This is a genomic window from Streptomyces sp. NPDC039480 (genome assembly GCF_055597165.1).
Genome location: NZ_JBVITX010000002.1, coordinates 806,637 through 826,964 on the forward strand (window position 1 = coordinate 806,637; position 20,328 = coordinate 826,964).

The following is a 20,328-nucleotide window of genomic DNA, read 5'->3' on the forward strand; positions in this document are numbered from 1 at the left end:
GCACCCCCGTCGTCGTACGGGGTACGGACCTGGCCGAAAGTCCAGGTTCCCGGGCCCGTACCTGCCCCTAAGCCCGGCCGACGAGCACCGTCCTCTGGCCGAAGTCCTTACCCGGGTCCCGAACAGATACTCGCCGTATGAAGGCATCGAGGTCAGACGAGCAGAGGACGGGCGAGGCCCGCGGCACCGCCATCGCAGTGATCGGGGCCTCCTGCCGGGTGCCCTCGGCGTCGACTCCGGCGGAGCTGTGGAGCCTCCTCATGGAGGGCACCGACGCCGTCTCGCCCTGGCCGCGGGAGCGCGGCACCGGCAGCCCGTCCTGGCGCGGCGGTTTCCTCGACGACGTCGCCTCCTTCGACGCCTCCTTCTTCGGCATCGCCCCCGACGAGGCGGCCGCGATGGACCCCCAGCAGCGCCTCGCGCTGGAACTGGTGTGGGAGGCCTTGGAGGACGCCGGGGTCCGCGACGACCGGCTGCGCGGCTCCCGTACCGGTGTCTTCGTCGGCGTCTCCTCCGACGACTACGCGGGCCTCGCCGCCCGCGGCGAGACGCCGGGCCCCGGCGGACCGCACGACTTCACGGGCCGCCACCGCGCCGTCATCGCCAACCGCGTCTCCTGGCACCTGGGCCTGCGCGGCCCCAGCCTCGCCGTCGACGCCGCACAGGCCTCGTCACTCGTCGCCGTCCACCTGGCCTGCGAGAGCATCCGCAGCGGCGACGCCGACCTCGCCTTCGCGGCCGGCGTGAACCTCATCCTGTCGCCGGAGAGCATGCGCTCCACCGCCGGCCTCGGCGCGCTCTCCGCGAAGGGCCGCTGCGCCACCTTCGACGAGAACGCCGACGGGTTCGTACGCGGGGAGGGCGGGGGAGTCGTCCTCCTCAAGCCGCTCGACCGCGCGCTGGCGGACGGCGACCGCGTCTACTGCGTCATCGAGGGCAGCGCCGTCAACAACGACGGCGGCGGCGAACGCCTCACCGACCCCGACGCCGACGGCCAGCGCGACGTGCTGCGCCGCGCCTACGCCGACGCCGGGATCAGCCCTGACACCGTCCAGTACGTCGAACTCCACGGCACCGGCACGCCGGTCGGCGACCCCGTCGAGGCGGCGGCCGTCGCCGACGTCATCGCGCGCGGCGGTGCGGACGGCGGGGCGGACGGGGGTACGGGCCGGGAGCCGCTGCGCGTCGGCTCGGTCAAGACGAACATCGGGCACCTGGAAGCCGCCGCGGGCATCGTCGGCCTGCTGAAGGCCGCACTGTCCCTGCGCCACCGCAGGCTGCCGGCCAGCCTGCACTTCACCGCGCCCAACCCGGCGATCCCCCTGGACGACCTGAACCTCGTGGTGCAGACCCGGTCGGACGGCTGGCCCGCGCCCGACGAGCAACTCGTCGCGGGCGTCAGCTCGTTCGGGATCGGCGGCACCAACTGCCACGTCGTCCTGACCGAGGCACCCGAGCCCGCCGCAGCCCACGACGACGCGCCCCGCCCCGCCGAGGCCCAGGGCGACACCTCCCGCCCCGCCGAAGCCCAGGGCGACATCCCCCGACCCGCCGAAGCCCAGGGAGACACCTCCCGCCCCGCCGAAGCCCAGGGCGACACCTCCCGCCCCACCGCCGGCCGCCCCCTTCCCTGGGTCCTGTCGGCCCGCACCGGCGAAGCCCTCGACGCGCAGGCCGCACGCCTGCTCACCCACATCGAGCAGCACCCGGACACTGCCACCGCCGACATCGCCCACACGCTCGCCGCAGGACGCTCCACCTTCGAGCACCGTGCCGTCGTCGTCGGCAACGACCGTGACGACTTCACGGCGGGCCTGGCGCGCCTCCACGAACAGGCCGTGACCGGCGTCGCCGAGCCGGGCCGGACCGCGTTCCTGTTCTCCGGCGTCGGCTCCCACCGCGTCGGCATGGGGCGTGAACTGTACGAGACGTACCCCGTGTTCGCCGCCGCCCTCGACGAGGTGCTCGACCACTTCGTCCCCGGCCTCGACCTGCGCGCGGTGCTGCTCGGCGACGATGACGCCGCGGCCGCCGACGCGCTCGACGGCATGCGGTACATGCAGCCCGCCCTGTTCGCCTTCCAGGTCGCCCTGTACCGCCTCGTCACCTCGTGGGGCGTCACCCCGGACCTGCTGGTCGGCCACTCCTTCGGCGAGATCGTCGCCGCCCACGTCTCCGGCGCCCTGCCGCTCGCCCACGCCGCCGCCCTCGTCGCCGCCCGCGGTGAACTCATGGAGCAACTGCCGCCCGGCGGCGCCATGATCGCGGTCGAGGCGACCGAGGACGAGCTGCTCGCCGCCCTCGACGGCGTCGACGACGTCTCGGTCGGCGTCATCAACGGCCCGCGTGCCGTGGTGCTCTCCGGCGCCGACGAGTCGGTCACCCGGATCGCCGAGGCGCTCGCCGCCCGCGGCCACCGCACGAGCCGCCTGCGGGTCAAGAACGCCGCCCACTCGCCGCTGATGGCCCCCATGCTGGACGAGTTCGCCCGCCGCATCCACGGCCTCGACGTCTCCGAGCCTGCCGTCCCCATCGTCTCCACCGTCACCGGACGGACCGGCGCCGCGCTCACCGAGGAGTACTGGATCGGGCACCTCAGTGCCACCGTCCGCTTCCACGACGCGCTCGCCGAATGCCGCGCACAGGGCGTGACCCGCTTCGTCGAACTCGGCCCGGGCAGCGTGCTCACCCCGCTCGTCGCGACGACCGAGACGGAGATCGCGGTGGCGCTCCAGCACCGCGACCACCCCGAACCGCAGGCCCTCCTGACCGGCCTCGCCGCGGCCTGGACCGCGGGCACCCCCGTCGACTGGGCGGCGGCCGTCGGCCCGGCACGGACGGTGGACCTGCCCACGTACGCCTTCCAGCGCCGCCGCCACTGGCTCGACGAGCGGCCCGCCGCCGAGGAGGCCGAGGAACACCTCAGCTCCGCGACGCTCGCCCTGCGCGACAGCATCCGCAGCGAGCCCGACGGCTTCCTGGTCCGCTGGCTCGCCGACCACATGGCGCGCCTCACCGGCACCGCGGCCGTCGACCCGGACGCGACCTTCCGCGACCTCGGCCTGGACTCGGTCCTCTCCGTCGAGCTGCGCAACCGCCTCGTCTCGGCGACCGGACTGCGGATGCCCGCGAGCATCCTCTTCGACTATCCGACGCTCCGCGACCTCGCCGACCACCTGCACGAACGCATCGTCGGCGCGCTCGACGCCCCGGCGGACACCCCGGCGGCCGCCGGCCCGGTGGCGGCGGCCGACGACGACCCCGTTGCGATCGTCGGCATGGCCTGTCGGCTGCCCGGCGGCATCGACTCGCCGCAGCAGCTGTGGGAGGCGCTCGCCGCGGGCGTGGACGCCACGTCCGACTTCCCCGAGGACCGCGGCTGGGACCTGGCGAACCTGTACGACCCGGACCCGGCCAACCCCGGCACGACGTACACGCGCCGCGGCGGATTCCTGTCCGCTGCCGCGGACTTCGACGCGGAGTTCTTCGGGATCAGCCCTCGCGAGGCCGCCGCGATGGACCCTCAGCAGCGGCTCCTCCTGGAGACCGCGTGGGAGGCGCTGGAGCGGACCGGCATCGACCCGGACTCCCTGCGCCGCAGCAGGACCGGCGTCTTCGTCGGTGCCACGAACATGGAGTACGGCCCGCATCTCGACGCCCCGACCGACGGCACCGAGGGCTTCCGGCTCACCGGCAACACGTCCAGTGTGGCGTCGGGCCGCATCTCGTACCAGCTGGGCCTCGAGGGTCCGGCGATGACGGTCGACACGGCTTGCTCGTCGTCGCTGGTGGCGCTGCACCTTGCGGTGCGGTCGGTCGCGAGCGGTGAGAGCTCGCTGGCGCTGGCGGGCGGCGTGACGGTGCTGTCGACGCCGGGCATGTTCGTCGAGTTCTCCCGCCAGCGCGGCCTCGCCGCCGACGGCCGCTGCAAGCCGTTCTCCGACGACGCGGACGGCACCGGCTGGGCCGAGGGCGTGGGCATGCTGGTCGTCGAGCGCCTCTCGGAGGCGCGGCGGCTCGGGCACCAGGTCCTCGCGGTGGTGCGGGGCAGCGCGGTCAACCAGGACGGCGGCAGCAACGGTCTCACCGCCCCGAACGGCCCCTCGCAGCAGCGCGTCATCCGCGATGCGCTGGCCAGTGCGCGGCTGTCGTCGGCGGATGTGGACGTGGTGGAGGCACACGGTACGGGTACGTCGCTGGGCGACCCGATCGAGGCGCAGGCGCTGCTTGCCACGTATGGCCAGGGGCGGGACGCGGAGCGGCCGTTGTGGCTGGGGTCGGTGAAGTCGAACATCGGGCACACGCAGGCGGCCGCGGGTGTCGCGGGCGTCATCAAGATGGTGCAGGCGATGCGCAACGGCGTCATGCCGCGCTCCCTGAACGTCTCCACGCCGTCCCGTCACGTCGACTGGGAGTCCGGTGCGGTGAGCGTGCTGGCGTCCGAGCAGGAGTGGCCGGAGCTGGAGCGTCCGCGTCGTTCCGCCGTGTCGTCCTTCGGCATCAGCGGGACGAATGCGCACGTGATCCTTGAGGCGGCGCCTGAGGACGACGTGTCGGTTCCTGTGCCTGTGCCTGTGGTTGAGGGGCCCGCTTCGGTGGTGCCGTGGGTGTTGTCGGCGCGCAGTGAGGCGGCGCTGGCGGAGCAGGCGGGGCGGTTGGTGGCTCGGCTCGGTGAGGGTGAGCTGCCGCTGCTGGGGCTGCGGGATGTGGGCTTCACGTTGGCGAGTGGGCGTGCGGTGTTGGAGCACCGGGCGGTCGTACTCGGTAGTGATGTGGATGAACTGACGGCTGCGCTCGGTGAGTTGGCGGCCGGGCGTGAGGCTTCGGGTGTGGTGTCGGGCCGTGCGGGCTCGGGTGCCGCCGATGGTGGTGCGGTGTTTGTGTTCCCGGGGCAGGGCTCGCAGTGGGTGGGCATGGCTCGGGAGCTGTTGGAGTTCTCTCCCGTGTTCGCGTCGCGGATGGCTGAGTGTGGTGCGGCCCTTGAGCCGTTCGTGGACGGCTGGTCTCTCCTGGATGTGGTCCGCGGGGGCGATGAGGAGCTGCTGCGTCGGGTTGATGTGGTGCAGCCGGTGTTGTTTGCGGTGATGGTGTCGCTGGCGGAGTTGTGGCGTTCGCTGGGGGTGCGGCCTGCCGCGGTGGTGGGGCATTCGCAGGGTGAGATCGCTGCGGCTTGTGTGGCGGGTGCTTTGTCGTTGAGTGATGCGGCTCGGGTTGTTGCGCTGCGGTCGCGGGCGATTGTGCGGCTGGCGGGTAAGGGCGGAATGGTGTCCGTCTTGGCGCCTGAGGCGCAGGTTGTGGGGCGGTTGACCGAGGGCTTGCAGGTGGCTGTGGTCAACGGTCCTGAGCAGGTGGTGGTGTCGGGTTCTCCCGGCGAGCTGGATGCGTTCATGGCCGCGTGTGAGGCCGATGGGGTTCAGGTGCGGCGGATCGCGGTGGATTACGCCTCGCATTCGCCGCAGGTCGAGGATCTGCGCGATGAGCTGCTGGACGTGCTGGGGGAGATTGAGCCGCGTAGTGGTCAGGTTCCGCTGTTCTCGACGGTCACGGGTGATGTGATCGATACGGCGGTCATGGATGCGGAGTACTGGTTCACCAATCTGCGTCAGACCGTCCGTTTTGATGCGGCTCTGCATCAGCTTCTGGAGGCCGGCCACCGTGTCTTCGTTGAGTCGAGTCCGCACCCCGTGCTTGTGGGGGCTGTGTCGCAGGCCGCTGAGGGCGATGGTGTTGCGGGTGTGACTGCGGTGGGGACGCTGCGGCGCAATGAGGGTGGTGCGGCTCGGGTTGCGCAGAGTCTGGCCGAGGTGTTCGTCGCGGGTGTTGATGTGTCCTGGTCGCCGTGGGTGGTGGGTGGTCGGCTCGTCGAGCTGCCGACGTATGCCTTCCAGCGGCGTCGGCACTGGCTGCCTGCGGGGCGGTCTGTCGTGGACGCGGCCGGGCTCGGGCTGCGGCCCGCCGGGCACCCGCTGCTCGGCGCCGCCGTTGCTCTCGCGCCGCAGGAAGGCCTCGTCCTCACGGGTCAGCTGTCGCTGAACACGTACCCGTGGTTGGAGGACCACGCCGTCTACGGCACCGTCATCCTGCCCGGTACCGCCTTCGTCGAGCTGGCGCTGCACGCCGGGAGCGAGGTCGGCTGCGGTGCCGTCGAAGAGCTGACGCTGGAGCGGCCGCTCGTGCTGTCGCGGGGCGTGTCGACGTCCGTGCAGGTGTCGGTCGGGGCCCCGGATCAGACGGGGCGCCGGACCATCTCCGTGCACTCGCGCGTCCAGGACGCCGACGCCGCTCTGGGCTCGGGGGCGGAGTGGATCCGGCATGCCGTGGGCTCGCTGGCCGACGAGGTGTCGGCCGGGGCCGAGCGGCTGGAGGGGCAGTGGCCGCCGGCCGGTGCCGAGCGCGTGGACGTCGCGGACGCCTACGAGACGCTTGCGGACCTCGGCTACGGCTACGGGCCCGTGTTCCAGGGACTGAGCGCACTGTGGCGTGTGGGGGACGACCTGTTCGCCGACGTGCGGCTTCCGACGGAGGCCGATGAGTTCGGCGTTCACCCCGCGCTGCTGGATGCCGCGCTGCATCCGCTGCTCGCCGGGGAGATCGTGGTCCCCTTCTCGTGGAGTGGGGTGCGGCTGCATTCGGCGGGTGCGTCGGCGTTGCGGGTGCGGTTGTCGCGGGGTGCCGATGGTGCTGTGCGGTTGGCGGCGTTCGATGGTGCGGGTCTGCCGGTGGTTTCGGTGGACGAGCTGCGGTTGCAGAAGATGTCGCGGGAGCAGTTGGGTGCGGCGGTCGGGGTCGGGGACCCGTTGTTCGAGGTGCGGTGGGTTGACGTACCCGTACCGTCGACGGTTTCCGGCGCTTCCGGTGTTGCCGGTGCTTCCGGTGGGGGGCTTCCGACCGATGTCGTCGTCGCCCACGTCGAGCCCGGTGGGGATGCCGGGGCGCGGGTCGTGGAGGTGCTGGAGACGGTTCAGCGCTTCCTGGCCGAGTCGGCGGAGGAAGACCGCCTTGTCGTGATCACGAGTGGCGGGATGACGGACACGCCGGACCCGGCGACGGCCGCCGTGTGGGGCCTGCTGCGTTCGGCGCAGGCCGAGCAGCCAGGGCGGATCGTGGTCGTCGACGTGCCCGAGGGCATGGACACGGGCACGGGCACGGGCACGGAGACAGTTGTCGCGGCGGCGCTGGCCAGCGGAGAGCCGCAACTCGCCCTCGACGGTGGCCGCGTGGTCGCCCCTCGGGTGATGACTGTCTCCGAGGAGGAGGCAGGGACCGCGCCGGCGTGGGGGCCGGACGGCACGGTCCTGATCACGGGAGCGAGCGGCGCGCTGGGGCAGCTCTTCGCCCGGCACCTCGTGGCCGAGTACGGCGTACGTCATCTGCTGCTCGTCAGCCGTCGCGGTGCCGAAGGGTCGGAGGAGCTGGCCGCCGAGCTGGCTGAGGCCGGCGCGACCGTGACCTTCGCGGCCTGCGATGTCGCCGACCGGGAAGGCCTCGCGGCCGCCCTGGCGGGCGTTTCGGCTGACCATCCGCTGGCCGCCGTGATCCACGCGGCGGGTGTACTGGACGACGGCATCGTCACCGCGCTGACCGCCGAGCGGGTCGACACCGTCATGCGCCCGAAGGCCGAGGGAGCCAGGCTCCTGGACGAGCTGACGCGGGAGGCAGGCCTCGACGCGTTCGTGCTGTTCTCGTCCGCCGCCGGTGTGATGGGCACGGCAGGGCAGGCCAACTACGCTGCCGCCAACGCCTACTTGGACGCTCTCGCCCTCGCCCGCCGTGCCGAAGGGCTCGCGGCGACCTCGCTGGCCTGGGGCCTGTGGGCCGGCGACAGTGCGATGACCGCGCACCTCGACGAGGCCGACATCGCCCGGCTCTCCCGCAGTGGCCTCGGGTCCATGTCGATGTCCCAGGGCCTCGCCCTGTTCGACGCCGCTCTGGCGGCCGACCGGGCGACCATCGTCCCGGCCCGCTTCGACATGCCCGCGCTGCGCAACCAGGCGGCGCAGGGCCGGCTGCCCGCGGTGTTCAAGTCGGTGGTACGTGCGCCCGTACGCCGGGCCGTCGCGCCCACCGCGGAGGAGGCCTCGTCCTGGGCCGCCGGAATGGCGGCGCTGGAGGAAGGCGAGCGGCGGGAGGCGCTGCTCGAACTCGTGCGTGCCCAGGTGTCGTTGGTGCTCGGGCTCGGCTCGGGCGCGTCGGTGGAGGCGGACCGCGCCTTCCGTGATCTGGGCTTCGACTCGCTGACGGGCCTTGAGCTGCGTCAGCGGCTCCAGACGGCGACGGGGCTGCGGCTGCCGTCGACGCTCGTCTTCGACTACCCGACGCCGACCGCACTGGTCGGTTACCTCCAGGAGGAGGTTGGAGGGGCGGACGCGGCTCCGGTCGCGCCGGTCCTGACGGCCGGGGCAGTCACCACGGACGACGACCCGATCGTGATCGTGGGCATGGCCTGCCGTTTCCCGGGCGGGATCAGGTCGCCACAGGACTTGTGGCAGGCGACTCTCGACGGGGTCGACGCGATCACCGACTTCCCCGAGGACCGCGACTGGGACCTGGCGAACCTCTTCGACCCGGACCCGGGCCACATCGGCACGAGCTACTCCCGCCGGGGCGGGTTCCTGGCCGGTGCCGGGGACTTCGACGCGGAGTTCTTCGGGATCAGTCCGCGTGAGGCCTCGGCGATGGACCCGCAGCAGCGGCTCCTCCTGGAGACGGCGTGGGAGGCCCTGGAGCGGACCGGCATCGACCCGGACTCCCTGCGTGGCAGCAGGACCGGTGTCTTCACCGGGCTCATGTACCACGACTACGGGACCTGGCTCGGCGAGGCGACCGAGGACGTCGAAGGCCTGATGATCACCGGCAACAGCGGTGGTGTGGCCTCGGGCCGTATCTCGTACCAGCTGGGCCTTGAGGGTCCGGCGATGACGGTCGACACGGCCTGCTCGTCGTCGCTGGTGGCCCTGCATCTTGCGGTGCAGGCGATCAGGAACGGTGAGTGCTCGCTGGCTCTGGCTGGTGGCGTGACGGTGATGTCGACGCCCACGACGTTCGTGGAGTTCTCGCGGCAGCGGGCGATGTCGGTGGACGGCCGCTGCAAGGCGTTCTCGGACGACGCCGATGGTGCGGGCTGGGCCGAGGGTGTGGGCCTTTTGGTCGTCGAGCGGCTTTCGGAGGCGCGGCGGCTCGGGCATCAGGTGCTCGCGGTGGTGCGGGGCAGCGCGGTGAACCAGGACGGCGGCAGCAATGGCCTGACCGCCCCCAACGGCCCCTCGCAGCAGCGTGTCATCCGCGATGCGCTGGCCGGCGCACGGCTGACCACGGCCGACGTCGACGCCGTCGAGGCGCACGGCACAGGCACCGCACTCGGCGATCCCATCGAGGCGCAGGCCCTGCTTGCCACGTACGGTCAAGGGCGGGACGCGGAGCGGCCGTTGTGGCTGGGGTCGGTGAAGTCGAACATCGGTCACACGCAGGCGGCGGCCGGTGTCGCGGGCATCATCAAGATGGTGCAGGCCATGCGGCACGGCGTCATGCCGCGCACCCTCCACGCCGACCCGCCCTCCCACCACGTCGACTGGGAGGCCGGGCAGGTCAGGCTGCTCACCGAGAACCAGGAGTGGCCTGAGCTCGACCGGCCGCGCCGCTCCGGGGTGTCGTCCTTCGGTATCGGCGGCACGAATGCGCACGTGATCCTCGAAGCGGCGCCTGAGGACGACGTGCCTGTGCCTGTGGTTGAGGCGCCTGCTTCGGTGGTGCCGTGGGTGTTGTCGGCGCGGAGTGAGGGGGCGCTGGCGGAGCAGGCGGGGCGGTTGGTGGCTCGGCTCGGTGAGGGTGAGCTGCCGCTGCTGGGCCTGCGGGATGTGGGTCACACGTTGGCAGCCGGACGTGCGGTGTTGGAGCACCGGGCGGTTGTGCTCGGCAGTGATGTAGGTGAACTAACCGCTGCTTTGAGTGAGTTGGCGGCCGGGCGTGAGGCTTCGGGTGTGGTGTCCGGGCGTGCCGGGGCGAATGCTTCGGGTGGTGCGGTGTTCGTGTTCCCGGGGCAGGGCTCGCAGTGGGTGGGCATGGCTCGGGAGCTGTTGGAGTTCTCGCCGGTGTTCGCGTCGCGGATGGCGGAGTGTGGTGCGGCGTTGGAGCCGTTTGTGGACGGCTGGTCTCTCCTGGATGTGGTGCGGGAGGGGGATGAGGAGCTGCTGCGTCGGGTCGATGTGGTGCAGCCGGTGTTGTTTGCGGTGATGGTGTCGCTGGCGGAGTTGTGGCGTTCGCTGGGGGTGCGGCCTGCCGCGGTGGTGGGGCATTCACAGGGCGAGATCGCTGCCGCGTGTGTGGCCGGTGCTCTGTCGTTGAGCGACGCGGCTCGGGTTGTCGCCCTGCGGTCGCGGGCGATCGTGCGGCTGGCGGGCAAGGGCGGAATGGTGTCCGTCTTGGCGCCGGAGGCGCAGGTTGTGGGCCGTTTGACCGCGGGCTTGCAGGTGGCTGTCGTCAACGGGCCTGAGCAAGTAGTCGTGTCGGGTTCGCCCGACGAGCTGGATGCGTTCATGGCCGCCTGTGAGGCCGATGGGGTCCAGGTGCGGCGGATCGCGGTGGATTACGCCTCGCATTCGCCGCAGGTCGAGGACTTGCGCGATGAGCTGCTGGACGTACTGGCGGCCATCGAGCCCCGCAGCGGTCAGGTCCCGCTGTTCTCCACCGTGACGGGTGATGTGATCGACACGGCGGTGATGGACGCGGAGTACTGGTTCACCAATCTGCGTCAGACCGTCCGTTTCGATGCGGCTCTGCATCAGCTCCTGGAGTCCGGTCACCGTGTCTTCGTCGAGTCGAGTCCGCACCCCGTGCTTGTGGGGGCCGTGACGCAGGCCGCTGAAGGCGATGGCGTCGCGGGTGTGACTGCGGTCGGCACGCTGCGGCGGAACGAGGGTGGTTCGGCTCGGGTCGCGCAGAGTCTGGCCGAGGTGTTCGTCGCGGGCGTTGATGTCGACTGGTCGCCGTGGGTGGCGGGTGGTCGGCTCGTCGAGCTGCCTACGTACGCCTTCCAGCGGCGTCGTCACTGGCTGCCCGCCGGGCGGTCCGTGGTGGACGCGGCCGGGCTCGGGCTGCATCCTGCCGGGCACCCGCTGCTCGGCGCCGCCGTCCGGATCGCCGGTGGTGACGAGGTGGTCCTCACCGGGCGGCTGTCCCGTGCCACGCACCCGTGGCTCGACGACCACGGTGTCTTCGGCACCGTCCTCCTCCCGGGTACCGCCTTCATCGAGATGACGCTCCGCGCCGCCGACGAGGTCGGCTGCGGTGCCATCGAGGAGTTGACGCTGGAGCGGCCGCTCGTACTGGCCGAGGACGCCCAGGTGTCGGTGCAGGTGTCGGTGGGGGCGCCGGACGGCGCCGGTCGCCGGACCGTCACCGTGCACTCCCAGGTCCAGGACGCCGACGCCGGAGCGACCGGGGGAGCGGACTGGGTGCGGCACGCCGTCGGAGTGCTCGCGGACACCGGTTCCGTCGGGTCGGAGGAGCGGCTGGAGGGGCAGTGGCCGCCGGCCGGTGCCGAGCGCGTGGACGTCGCGGACGCCTACGAGACGCTGGCCGACCTCGGCTACGGCTACGGGCCCGTGTTCCAGGGACTGAGCGCACTGTGGCGCGACGGCGACGACCTGTTCGCCGAGGTCCAGTTGCCCGTGGACAGCGACGAGTTCGGGATTCACCCGGCGCTCCTCGATGCGGCCCTGCATCCGCTCCCCTCGGGCGACCTGTGGGTGCCGTTCTCGTGGAGTGGGGTGCGGCTGCATTCGGTGGGCGCTTCGGCGTTGCGGGTGCGGTTGTCGCGGGGTGCCGATGGTGCTGTGCGGTTGGCGGCGTTCGATGGTGCGGGTCTGCCGGTGGTGTCGGTGGATGAGCTGCGGTTGCAGAAGATGTCGCGGGAGCAGCTGGGTGCGGCGGTCTCGGTCGGGGACCCTTTGTTCGAGGTGCGGTGGGTCGATGTGCCCGTACCGGCGACGGGTTCCGGTACGGCTGGTGCTCCCGGTGTTTCCGGTGGCGGGCTTCCGGCCGATGTCGTCGTCACCCACGTCGAGCCCGGCGGGGACGTCCGGACGAGCGTGGCCGGCGTACTGGAGACGGTCCAGGACTTCCTCGCCGCATCGGCCGACGACGAGGGGGCCCGGCTCGCCGTCGTCACCCGTGGCGGCGTCGCGGGGACGCTGCCCGACCCGGCCACCGCGGCCGTGTGGGGCCTGCTGCGCTCGGCGCAGACCGAGCACCCGGGGCGGATCGTGGTCGTCGACGTGGCCACGGAGGACGCGCCCGTCGGCAGCGAGACGCAGTCGGCGTTGCTCGCCGCACTCGCTTCCGGCGAGCCGCAACTCGCATGGAGCAATCGCCAGTTGAGTGCTCCGCGACTGATGGCTGTCAGTGCCGAGGCCGATTCCGGCACCGCGCCCACCACCCCCCAGTGGAACCCGAACGGCACGGTCCTGATCACCGGTGCCGGCGGCTCCCTCGGCCGGCTCGTCGCCCGGCATGTCGTGGCTGAGTACGGCGTACGTCATCTGCTGCTCGTCAGCCGTCGCGGCGCCGAAGGGTCGGAGGAGCTGGCCGCCGAGCTGACGGAGGCCGGTGCGGCCGTGACCTTCGCGGCCTGCGACGTCTCCGACCGGGAAGGCCTCGCGGCCGCCCTGGCGGACATCCCCGACGGCCACCCGCTCACCGCCGTGATCCACGCGGCGGGCGTACTGGACGACGGCATCGTCACCGCCCTGACCCCCGCCCGCATCGACACCGTCATGCGGCCGAAGGTCGACGGAGCCCGCCACCTCGACGAGCTGACGCGGGACGCCGACCTCGACGCGTTCGTGCTGTTCTCGTCCGCCGCCGGCGTGATGGGCACGGCAGGGCAGGCCAACTACGCTGCTGCCAACACTTACTTGGACGCGCTCGCCCTCGCCCGCCGTGCCGAAGGGCTCGCGGCGACCTCGCTGGCCTGGGGCCTGTGGGCCGGCGGCGACAGCGCCATGACCGCGCACCTCGACGAGACCGACATCGCCCGGCTCACCCGGGGCGGGCTCACCCCGATGTCCCCCGCACAGGGCCTCGCCCTGCTCGACGCGGCCCTCGCCGCCGACCGTGCCACCCTGTTCCCGGCCCGCCTGGACCTGCCCGCGCTGCGCAACCAGGCGGCGCAGGACCGGCTGCCCGCGGTGTTCAAGTCGCTCGTCCGTGCTCCCGCGCGTCGCGCCGCGGCCGCCGTCGGGGCCGGCCAGGCCTCGTCGTGGGTCGCCGAGACGGCGGCGCTGGAGGAAGGCGAGCGGCAGGACATGCTGCTCGAACTCGTGCGCAGTCAGGTGGCGTTGGTCCTCGGTCTCGGTTCGGGTTCCTCCGTCGAGGCGGACCGCGCCTTCCGCGAACTGGGCCTCGACTCGCTCACCGGCCTGGAACTGCGGCAGCGGCTCCAGACGGTGACGGGCCTCAAGCTGCCGTCGACTCTCGTCTTCGACTACCCGACGCCGACCGCGCTGGTCGGTTTCCTCCAGGAGGAGGTCGGAGGGGCGGACGACGCGACTCCGGTCGCGCCGGTCCTGGCGGCCGGGGGAGCCACCACGGATGACGACCCGATCGTGATCGTCGGGATGGCCTGCCGTTTCCCGGGTGGGATCAGGTCGCCGCAGGAGCTGTGGCAGGCGACCCTCGACGGGGTCGACGCGATCACCGACTTCCCCGACGACCGCGGCTGGGACATCGCCGACCTGTACGACCCCGACCCCGACCGGGCCGGCAAGACGTACACCCGACGCGGTGGCTTCCTGCACGACGCCGCCGTGTTCGAGCCCGAGTTCTTCGGGATCAGCCCCCGCGAGGCAGCCGCGATGGACCCGCAGCAGCGGCTCCTCCTGGAGACCGCGTGGGAGGCGCTGGAGCGGACCGGCATCGCCCCGGACTCCCTGCGCGGCAGCAGGACCGGCGTCTTCACCGGACTGATGCCGATGGAGTACGGTCCGCCGCTGCACGAGCCCGTCGAAGGCATGGACGGCTTCCGCATGCTGGGCAGCGCCTCCAGCGTGGCGTCGGGCCGCATCTCGTACCAACTGGGCCTCGAAGGCCCGGCGATGACCATCGACACGGCCTGCTCGTCGTCGCTGGTGGCCCTGCATCTCGCGGTGCAGGCGATCAGGAACGGTGAGTGCTCGCTGGCTCTGGCTGGTGGCGTGACGGTGATGTCGACGCCCACGACGTTCGTGGAGTTCTCGCGGCAGCGGGCGATGTCCGTGGACGGCCGCTGCAAGGCGTTCTCCGATGATGCCGATGGTGCGGGATGGGCCGAGGGTGTGGGCCTGTTGGTCGTCGAGCGGCTCTCCGAGGCGCGGCGCCACGGGCATCACGTCCACGCGGTCGTACGAGGTTCCGCGGTGAACCAGGACGGCGGCAGCAACGGCATGACCGCCCCCAACGGGCCCTCGCAGCAGCGTGTCATCCGTGACGCGCTGGCCAGTGCGCGGTTGTCGTCGGCGGATGTGGATGTGGTGGAGGCGCACGGTACGGGTACGTCGCTGGGCGACCCGATCGAGGCGCAGGCGCTGCTTGCCACGTATGGCCAAGGGCGGGACGCGGAGCGGCCGTTGTGGCTCGGCTCCGTGAAGTCCAACATCGGTCACACGCAGGCGGCGGCTGGTGTCGCGGGCATCATCAAGATGGTGCAGGCCATGCGGCACGGCGTCATGCCGCGCACCCTCCACGCCGACACGCCGTCCCGTCACGTCGACTGGGAGTCCGGTGCGGTGAGCGTGCTGGCGTCCGAGCAGGAGTGGCCGGAGCTGGAGCGTCCGCGTCGCTCTGCGGTGTCGTCCTTCGGTATCAGCGGGACGAACGCGCACGTGATCCTCGAAGCGGCGCCTGCAGCGGTGCCTGAGAACGCCCCTGAGACGGCACCGGAAGCGGCCCCTCAGACGGCACCTGAAGCGGCGCCTGAGAACGCCCCGGCGCCCGAGGGCACCCCCATGATCCCCTGGCCCCTCTCGGCCAGGACCGCCGACGGGCTGCGGCGGCAGGCGGCGCGGCTGCTCGGCCACCTCGCCGAGGACACCGCCGTCGACCCGCGCGACGTCGGCCACACCCTGGCCACCGGCCGTGCGCTGATGGACCACCGGGCCGTCGTCCTGGGCACCGGACGCGAGGGCCTGACCGAGGCACTCGCCGCCGTCGCCCGCGGCGAGGAGGCCCCCGCCGCCGTCACCGGCGCCGTCCCGGCCGTCGGGGCGGGCGGGCTCGCCCTGGTCTTCTCCGGGCAGGGCTCCCAGCGCGCCGGCATGGGACAGGAGCTGTACGGGCGGTACCCCGTCTTCGCCGAGGCCTTCGACGCCGTGTGCGCCGCGGTCGACGCACACCTCGACGGATACGCCGAACACCCCCTGCGGGACGTCGTGTTCGCGCCCGAGGACTCCCCGCTCGCCCCGCTGCTGCAGCAGAGCATGTACACCCAGACCGGCCTGTTCGCACTCGAGGTCGGCCTCCTCGAACTGCTCAGGGACTGGGGGGTGGCCCCCGGCCACGTGATGGGGCACTCCCTCGGCGAGATCACCGCGGCCTACGCGGCGGACGTCCTATCACTGTCCGACGCGTGCGCCCTCGTCGCGACTCGCGGACGCCTCATGCAGGCCCTGCCGAAGGGCGGGGCGATGGTGGCCGTCGCGGCGGACGAGGAAGAGACCCGCGGCTACATCGTGGAGGCGGGCCTGACCGACGCCGTCGGGATCGCCGCCGTCAACGGCCCGCAGTCCGTCGTCGTCTCCGGCGACGAGGCCGCCGCACTCCGCGTCGCCGACCACTTCCGGGCCGCGGGGCACCGCGTGCACCGCCTCGCGGTCTCGCACGCGTTCCACTCGCACCACATGGACGCCATGCTCGACGAGTTCGCCGAGGTGCTCTCGGGGCTGTCCTTCAACGTGCCGCGGATACCCCTGATCTCGAACGTCACCGGCGGCCCCGTCGACACCGAGCGCCTGTGCACCCCCCAGTACTGGGTGGAGCACGTCCGCGGTGCCGTCCGCTTCGCCGACGGCGTGCGCGCCCTCGCCGAGCACGGCGTCCGCGCCTTCCTGGAGGTCGGCGCCGACGCCGCCGTGACCCCGATGGCGCACGCCACGCTCGACGACTGCCTCGAGGACGACGGGTACGTCGCCGTGGCCACCCTCAAGTCCGGCCAGGACGAGCCCCTGGCCCTGGCCCGGGCCCTCGCCGAGACGTACGTGACCGGCACGCCGGTGCAGTGGCACCGGATGCTGCCGGGCGGCCGCCCCACCGAACTGCCCGGCTACGCCTTCCAGGGGCAGCGCTACTGGCAGGACGCCTCCGCGTCCACCGTCGGCATCCGGGCCGCCGGCCTCACCGGCACCCGGCACCCGCTGCTCGGCGCCACCGTCCACCTGCCCGACGGACAGACGGTGCTCACCGGGCGCATCCTGCCCGGCGCCCACCCGTGGCTCGCCGACCACGCGATCGGCGGCACGGTCATCCTGCCCGGCACCGCCTTCCTCGACCTGGTCCTGCACGCCGGCGCCGAGACGGGCTGCCCCGTCGTCGAGGAACTGACCCTCCAGGCACCCCTGCCGCTGCCCGCCGACGCCGCCGTCTACCTCCAGGTGGTCGTCGGCGCCCCGGACGCGACAGGCCGCCGTACGGTCGCCGTCCACTCCTCGGCCGCCCCGGCCTCCGGCACCGAGCCGCAGGTCCAGCACGCGACGGGCACCCTGACTGACACGCCCGCGCACCCCGGCGACATGGGGGAGTCGGTGCCCGCCGACGCCGACCGCATACCCGTCGACGGCCTCTACGCCGACCTGGCCGCGCGTGGCTACGGCTACGGGCCCGTCTTCCAGGGCCTGCGCACCGCATGGCGTACGGCCGACGCCCTCTACGCCGAGGCCGAACTGCCCGCGCAGACCGGCGCGTTCGGCATCCACCCCGCGCTCCTCGACGCCGCCCTGCACGCCGTCACGCTCGGTGTGCCGGCACTGCCCGGCGCCGACGGGCCGCGGCCGCTGCTCCCGTTCTCCTGGACGGGCGTCACCCTGCACGCGTCCGGGGCCGGTGCGGTACGGGTCCGGCTCACCGCCACCGCCGACGGTGCCGTCTCCCTGACGGCCGTCGACACCGCGGGGCAGCCCGTGGTCACCGTGGACGCGCTGCTGCTGCGGCCGATGTCCGCGGACACGGCGTCCGCCGGTGACAGCGGACTCCACCTGCGCTGGCGCCCGGTGTCCGTCCCGGAGACCGCCGGGGCCCTCGTGCCCGGCGTCACGGTCACGGAGGTCGGGCCCGGCGGTGACGACGACGTACATGCCCGGCTCTCCGAGGTGCTCGTCCGCGTACAGCGCTTCCTCGCGGAGACATCGGAGATGTCTGAGACATCTGATGCGACCGGTATGTCTGGCTCTGCCACGGACGGCGGCGAAGAACGGCTCGCCGTGGTCACCCGGGGCGACATGATGGGCCGCCCCGACCCGGCGACCGCCGCCGTATGGGGTCTGATCCGGGCCGCTCGGGCCGAACACCCCGGGCGTCTGCTGCTCGTCGACGTCGACGTCAGCACCGCCCGTTCCGCCGACGCCGTCGCGGCGGCCGTCGCCACCGGCGAACCCGAGATCGCGTGGCGCGACGGACAGGCGTACGTGCCCCGGCTGAGCCGCACCGCTCCTGACTTGCTCGCCCTGCCGGACGATGCGTCCGAGTGGCGCCTGGAGACGATGGGTGGGGGCACCGCCCCGGAGGGCACCGACCCCGTGGGCGCCAGCCCTGCGGGCACTGCTCCCAAGGGCGCCAGCGCCGTGGGCGCCGGTCCCGCGGGCGCTAACCCCGAGGGCACCGACCCCGAGGGCGCCAACCCCGAGGGCACCAACCCCGTGGGCGCCAGTCCCGCGGGCACTGCCCCCGAGGGCACCGCACCCAAGGACGTCGCCCACCTCGCCCTCGTCCCCCTCGCCCCCACCACCCCCCTCGCCCCCCACGAGATCCGGATCGCGATCCGCGCCGTCGGCATCAGCGCCGACGACCTGGCCGACGGCGACCGCACCCCCGGCATCGAAGGCGCCGGAGTCGTGACCGAGGTCGGTGCGGAGGTCACGGCACCGGCCGTGGGCGACCGTGTCTGGGGCGTCTTCCCCGAGGGCGGCGCCGCCGCCCGGACCGCCGTCACCGACCACCGCTCCGTCGCCCCCCTGCCGAAGGCCCTGACCTTCGCCGAGGCAGCGGCGGCGGCGACCCCGTACCTCGCCGCCTGGCACGCGCTCGTCAACGAGGGCGGACTCCGGGCCGGGCAGCGGGTACTGATCCACGCGGCCGCGGACCCCGTCGGCATCGCCGCCATACGGATCGCCCGGCACCTGGGCGCCGAGGTGTACGCGGCCGCACCGCCGGCCGACCACGACACCCTGCGCGGCCTCGGTCTCGGCCTCGACGGCACCCACCTCACCGGACCCGAGCCCGGCGACATCGCACAGCGCGTCCCGGCCGGCCTCGACCTCGTCCTCGACCCGCACCGCAGCACCGGCGCCGAGGTGTCGGCGGCCCTGCTGCTCACCGCCGAAGGCCGGTACGTCACCGCCGACGCACGCGCCGCGGCCACCGTCCCGGACGTCGGACGGCAACAGGCGACCCCCGCCGAAGCCTCCACACCCTCCGCGCCCTCCGAACTCTCCGTACTCTCCGGGCTGTTCGACTCGGGCGCCCTGCACGCGCTGCCGTTCACGGCGTACGACATCCGTTCGGCCCCCGAGGCGTTCCGCCGTCTCACCACGGAGACCGCGACGCACGGCCGCGCCGTCCTGACCGTCCCCCGCCCCATCGACCCCGCAGGCACGGTCGTCGTCACCGGCGCGAGCGGCACCCTCGGCCGGCTCGTCCTGCGCCGCCTGGTCGCCGAACACGGCGTACGCGACGTCCTGCTGCTCAGCCGCAGCGGCAGCGACGCCCCCAACGAACTCCTCGACGTCCTCGACACCGTGGACGTACGCGAGGACGGGCTCCGGATCCGTTCCGTGGCCTGCGACGTGGCCGACCGCGAGCAGCTCGCCGCGGCGCTCGCCGGCATCCCGGCGGAGCGCCCGCTGACAGCGGTGGTGCACACCGCGGGCGTCCTGGACGACGGGGTCCTCGCGTCCCTCACCCCGGAACGCCTCGCCACCGTGCTGCGCCCGAAGGCGGACGCCGTACGGGCCCTGCACGAGGCGACCGCGGACGCGGACCTCGCCGCCTTCGTGGTGTTCTCCTCGGTCGCCGGAGTCCTCGGCTCGGCGGGGCAGGCCAACTACGCCGCCGCCAACGCCTACCTGGACGCGTACGCCGCCCGCAGGCACGCGGCGGGCGCCCCGGAGGTCTCCGTCGCCTGGGGCCTGTGGCAGGAGACCAGCTCGATGACGGCCGGTCTCGGCGCCGCCGACCTCGGCAGGATCGCCCGCACCGGGCTGCTGCCCACGACCACCGAGGAGGGCCTCGCCGCCTTCGACGTGGCGCTCACCGCGGCCACCCCGCACCTCGTTCCGGTACGCGTCGACAGCGCCGCGCTGCGGACGGCCGACGCCGTGCCGCCGCTGCTCCGGGACCTGGTACCCGCACAGCGGCGCCGGACCGCGGCGAGCGCGGCGAGCGCGGCGAGTACGTCGGGCACGTCGGCGGCGCCCGTCGAGTCGCTGGAGAGCAAGCTGCGCGGCCTCCCGGCCGAACAGCGCACCGCCCTCCTGCTCGACCTCGTCCTGGCGGACGTCGCCCAGGTGCTCGGGCACGGCGATCCGCGCGGCATCTCCGCCGACGGGGCGTTCCGCGACCTCGGGTTCGACTCGCTGACCGCCGTGGAGCTCCGCAACAAGATCACCAACCGGGTCGGTGTGAAGCTCAGCGCGACCGCGGTGTTCGACCACCCGAGCCCGCGCGCCCTCGTCGACCACCTCGCCACGAGGCTCACCCCCGCCCCGGCCCCGACACCCGCACCGGTACCGGCCGCCGAACAGCAGCCCGGCTACGAAGGGATCATGGCCGACCTCGCCAGGATCGGCGCCCGGCTGAACGAGCTGCGGCTCACCGGCGGCCAGCGCGCCGCCCTCGCCGAGACCGTCCGCTGCCTGACCGAACCGCCGGCGCACGGACACCCCGTCCCGGCCGACGACGAACCGGCACCCGCCGCCCCCGCCGCGGACCTGGCGGCCGCCACGGCGGCGGAAGTCCTCGACTTCGTCACCAACAACCTCGGCATCTCCATCACGGGCCACGCCGACCCCGACACGTACGCCACCGACCAGAGTTGAGAGTGAGTTCATGCCCACCGAGAACGAACTGCTCCAATACCTCAAGGCGGTC

The 20,328-nt window shown here is 73.0% G+C and carries 1 protein-coding gene; it reads left to right on the top strand.

The genetic code is table 11. The features are described 5' to 3' along the window. Positions 1 to 137: 137 nt before the first annotated feature. Positions 138 to 20,276, top strand: a complete 20,139-nt coding sequence (locus ACZ56E_RS09750; RefSeq protein ID WP_471212792.1) for an SDR family NAD(P)-dependent oxidoreductase — start codon at positions 138 to 140, stop codon at positions 20,274 to 20,276. Positions 20,277 to 20,328 lie beyond the last annotated feature (52 nt).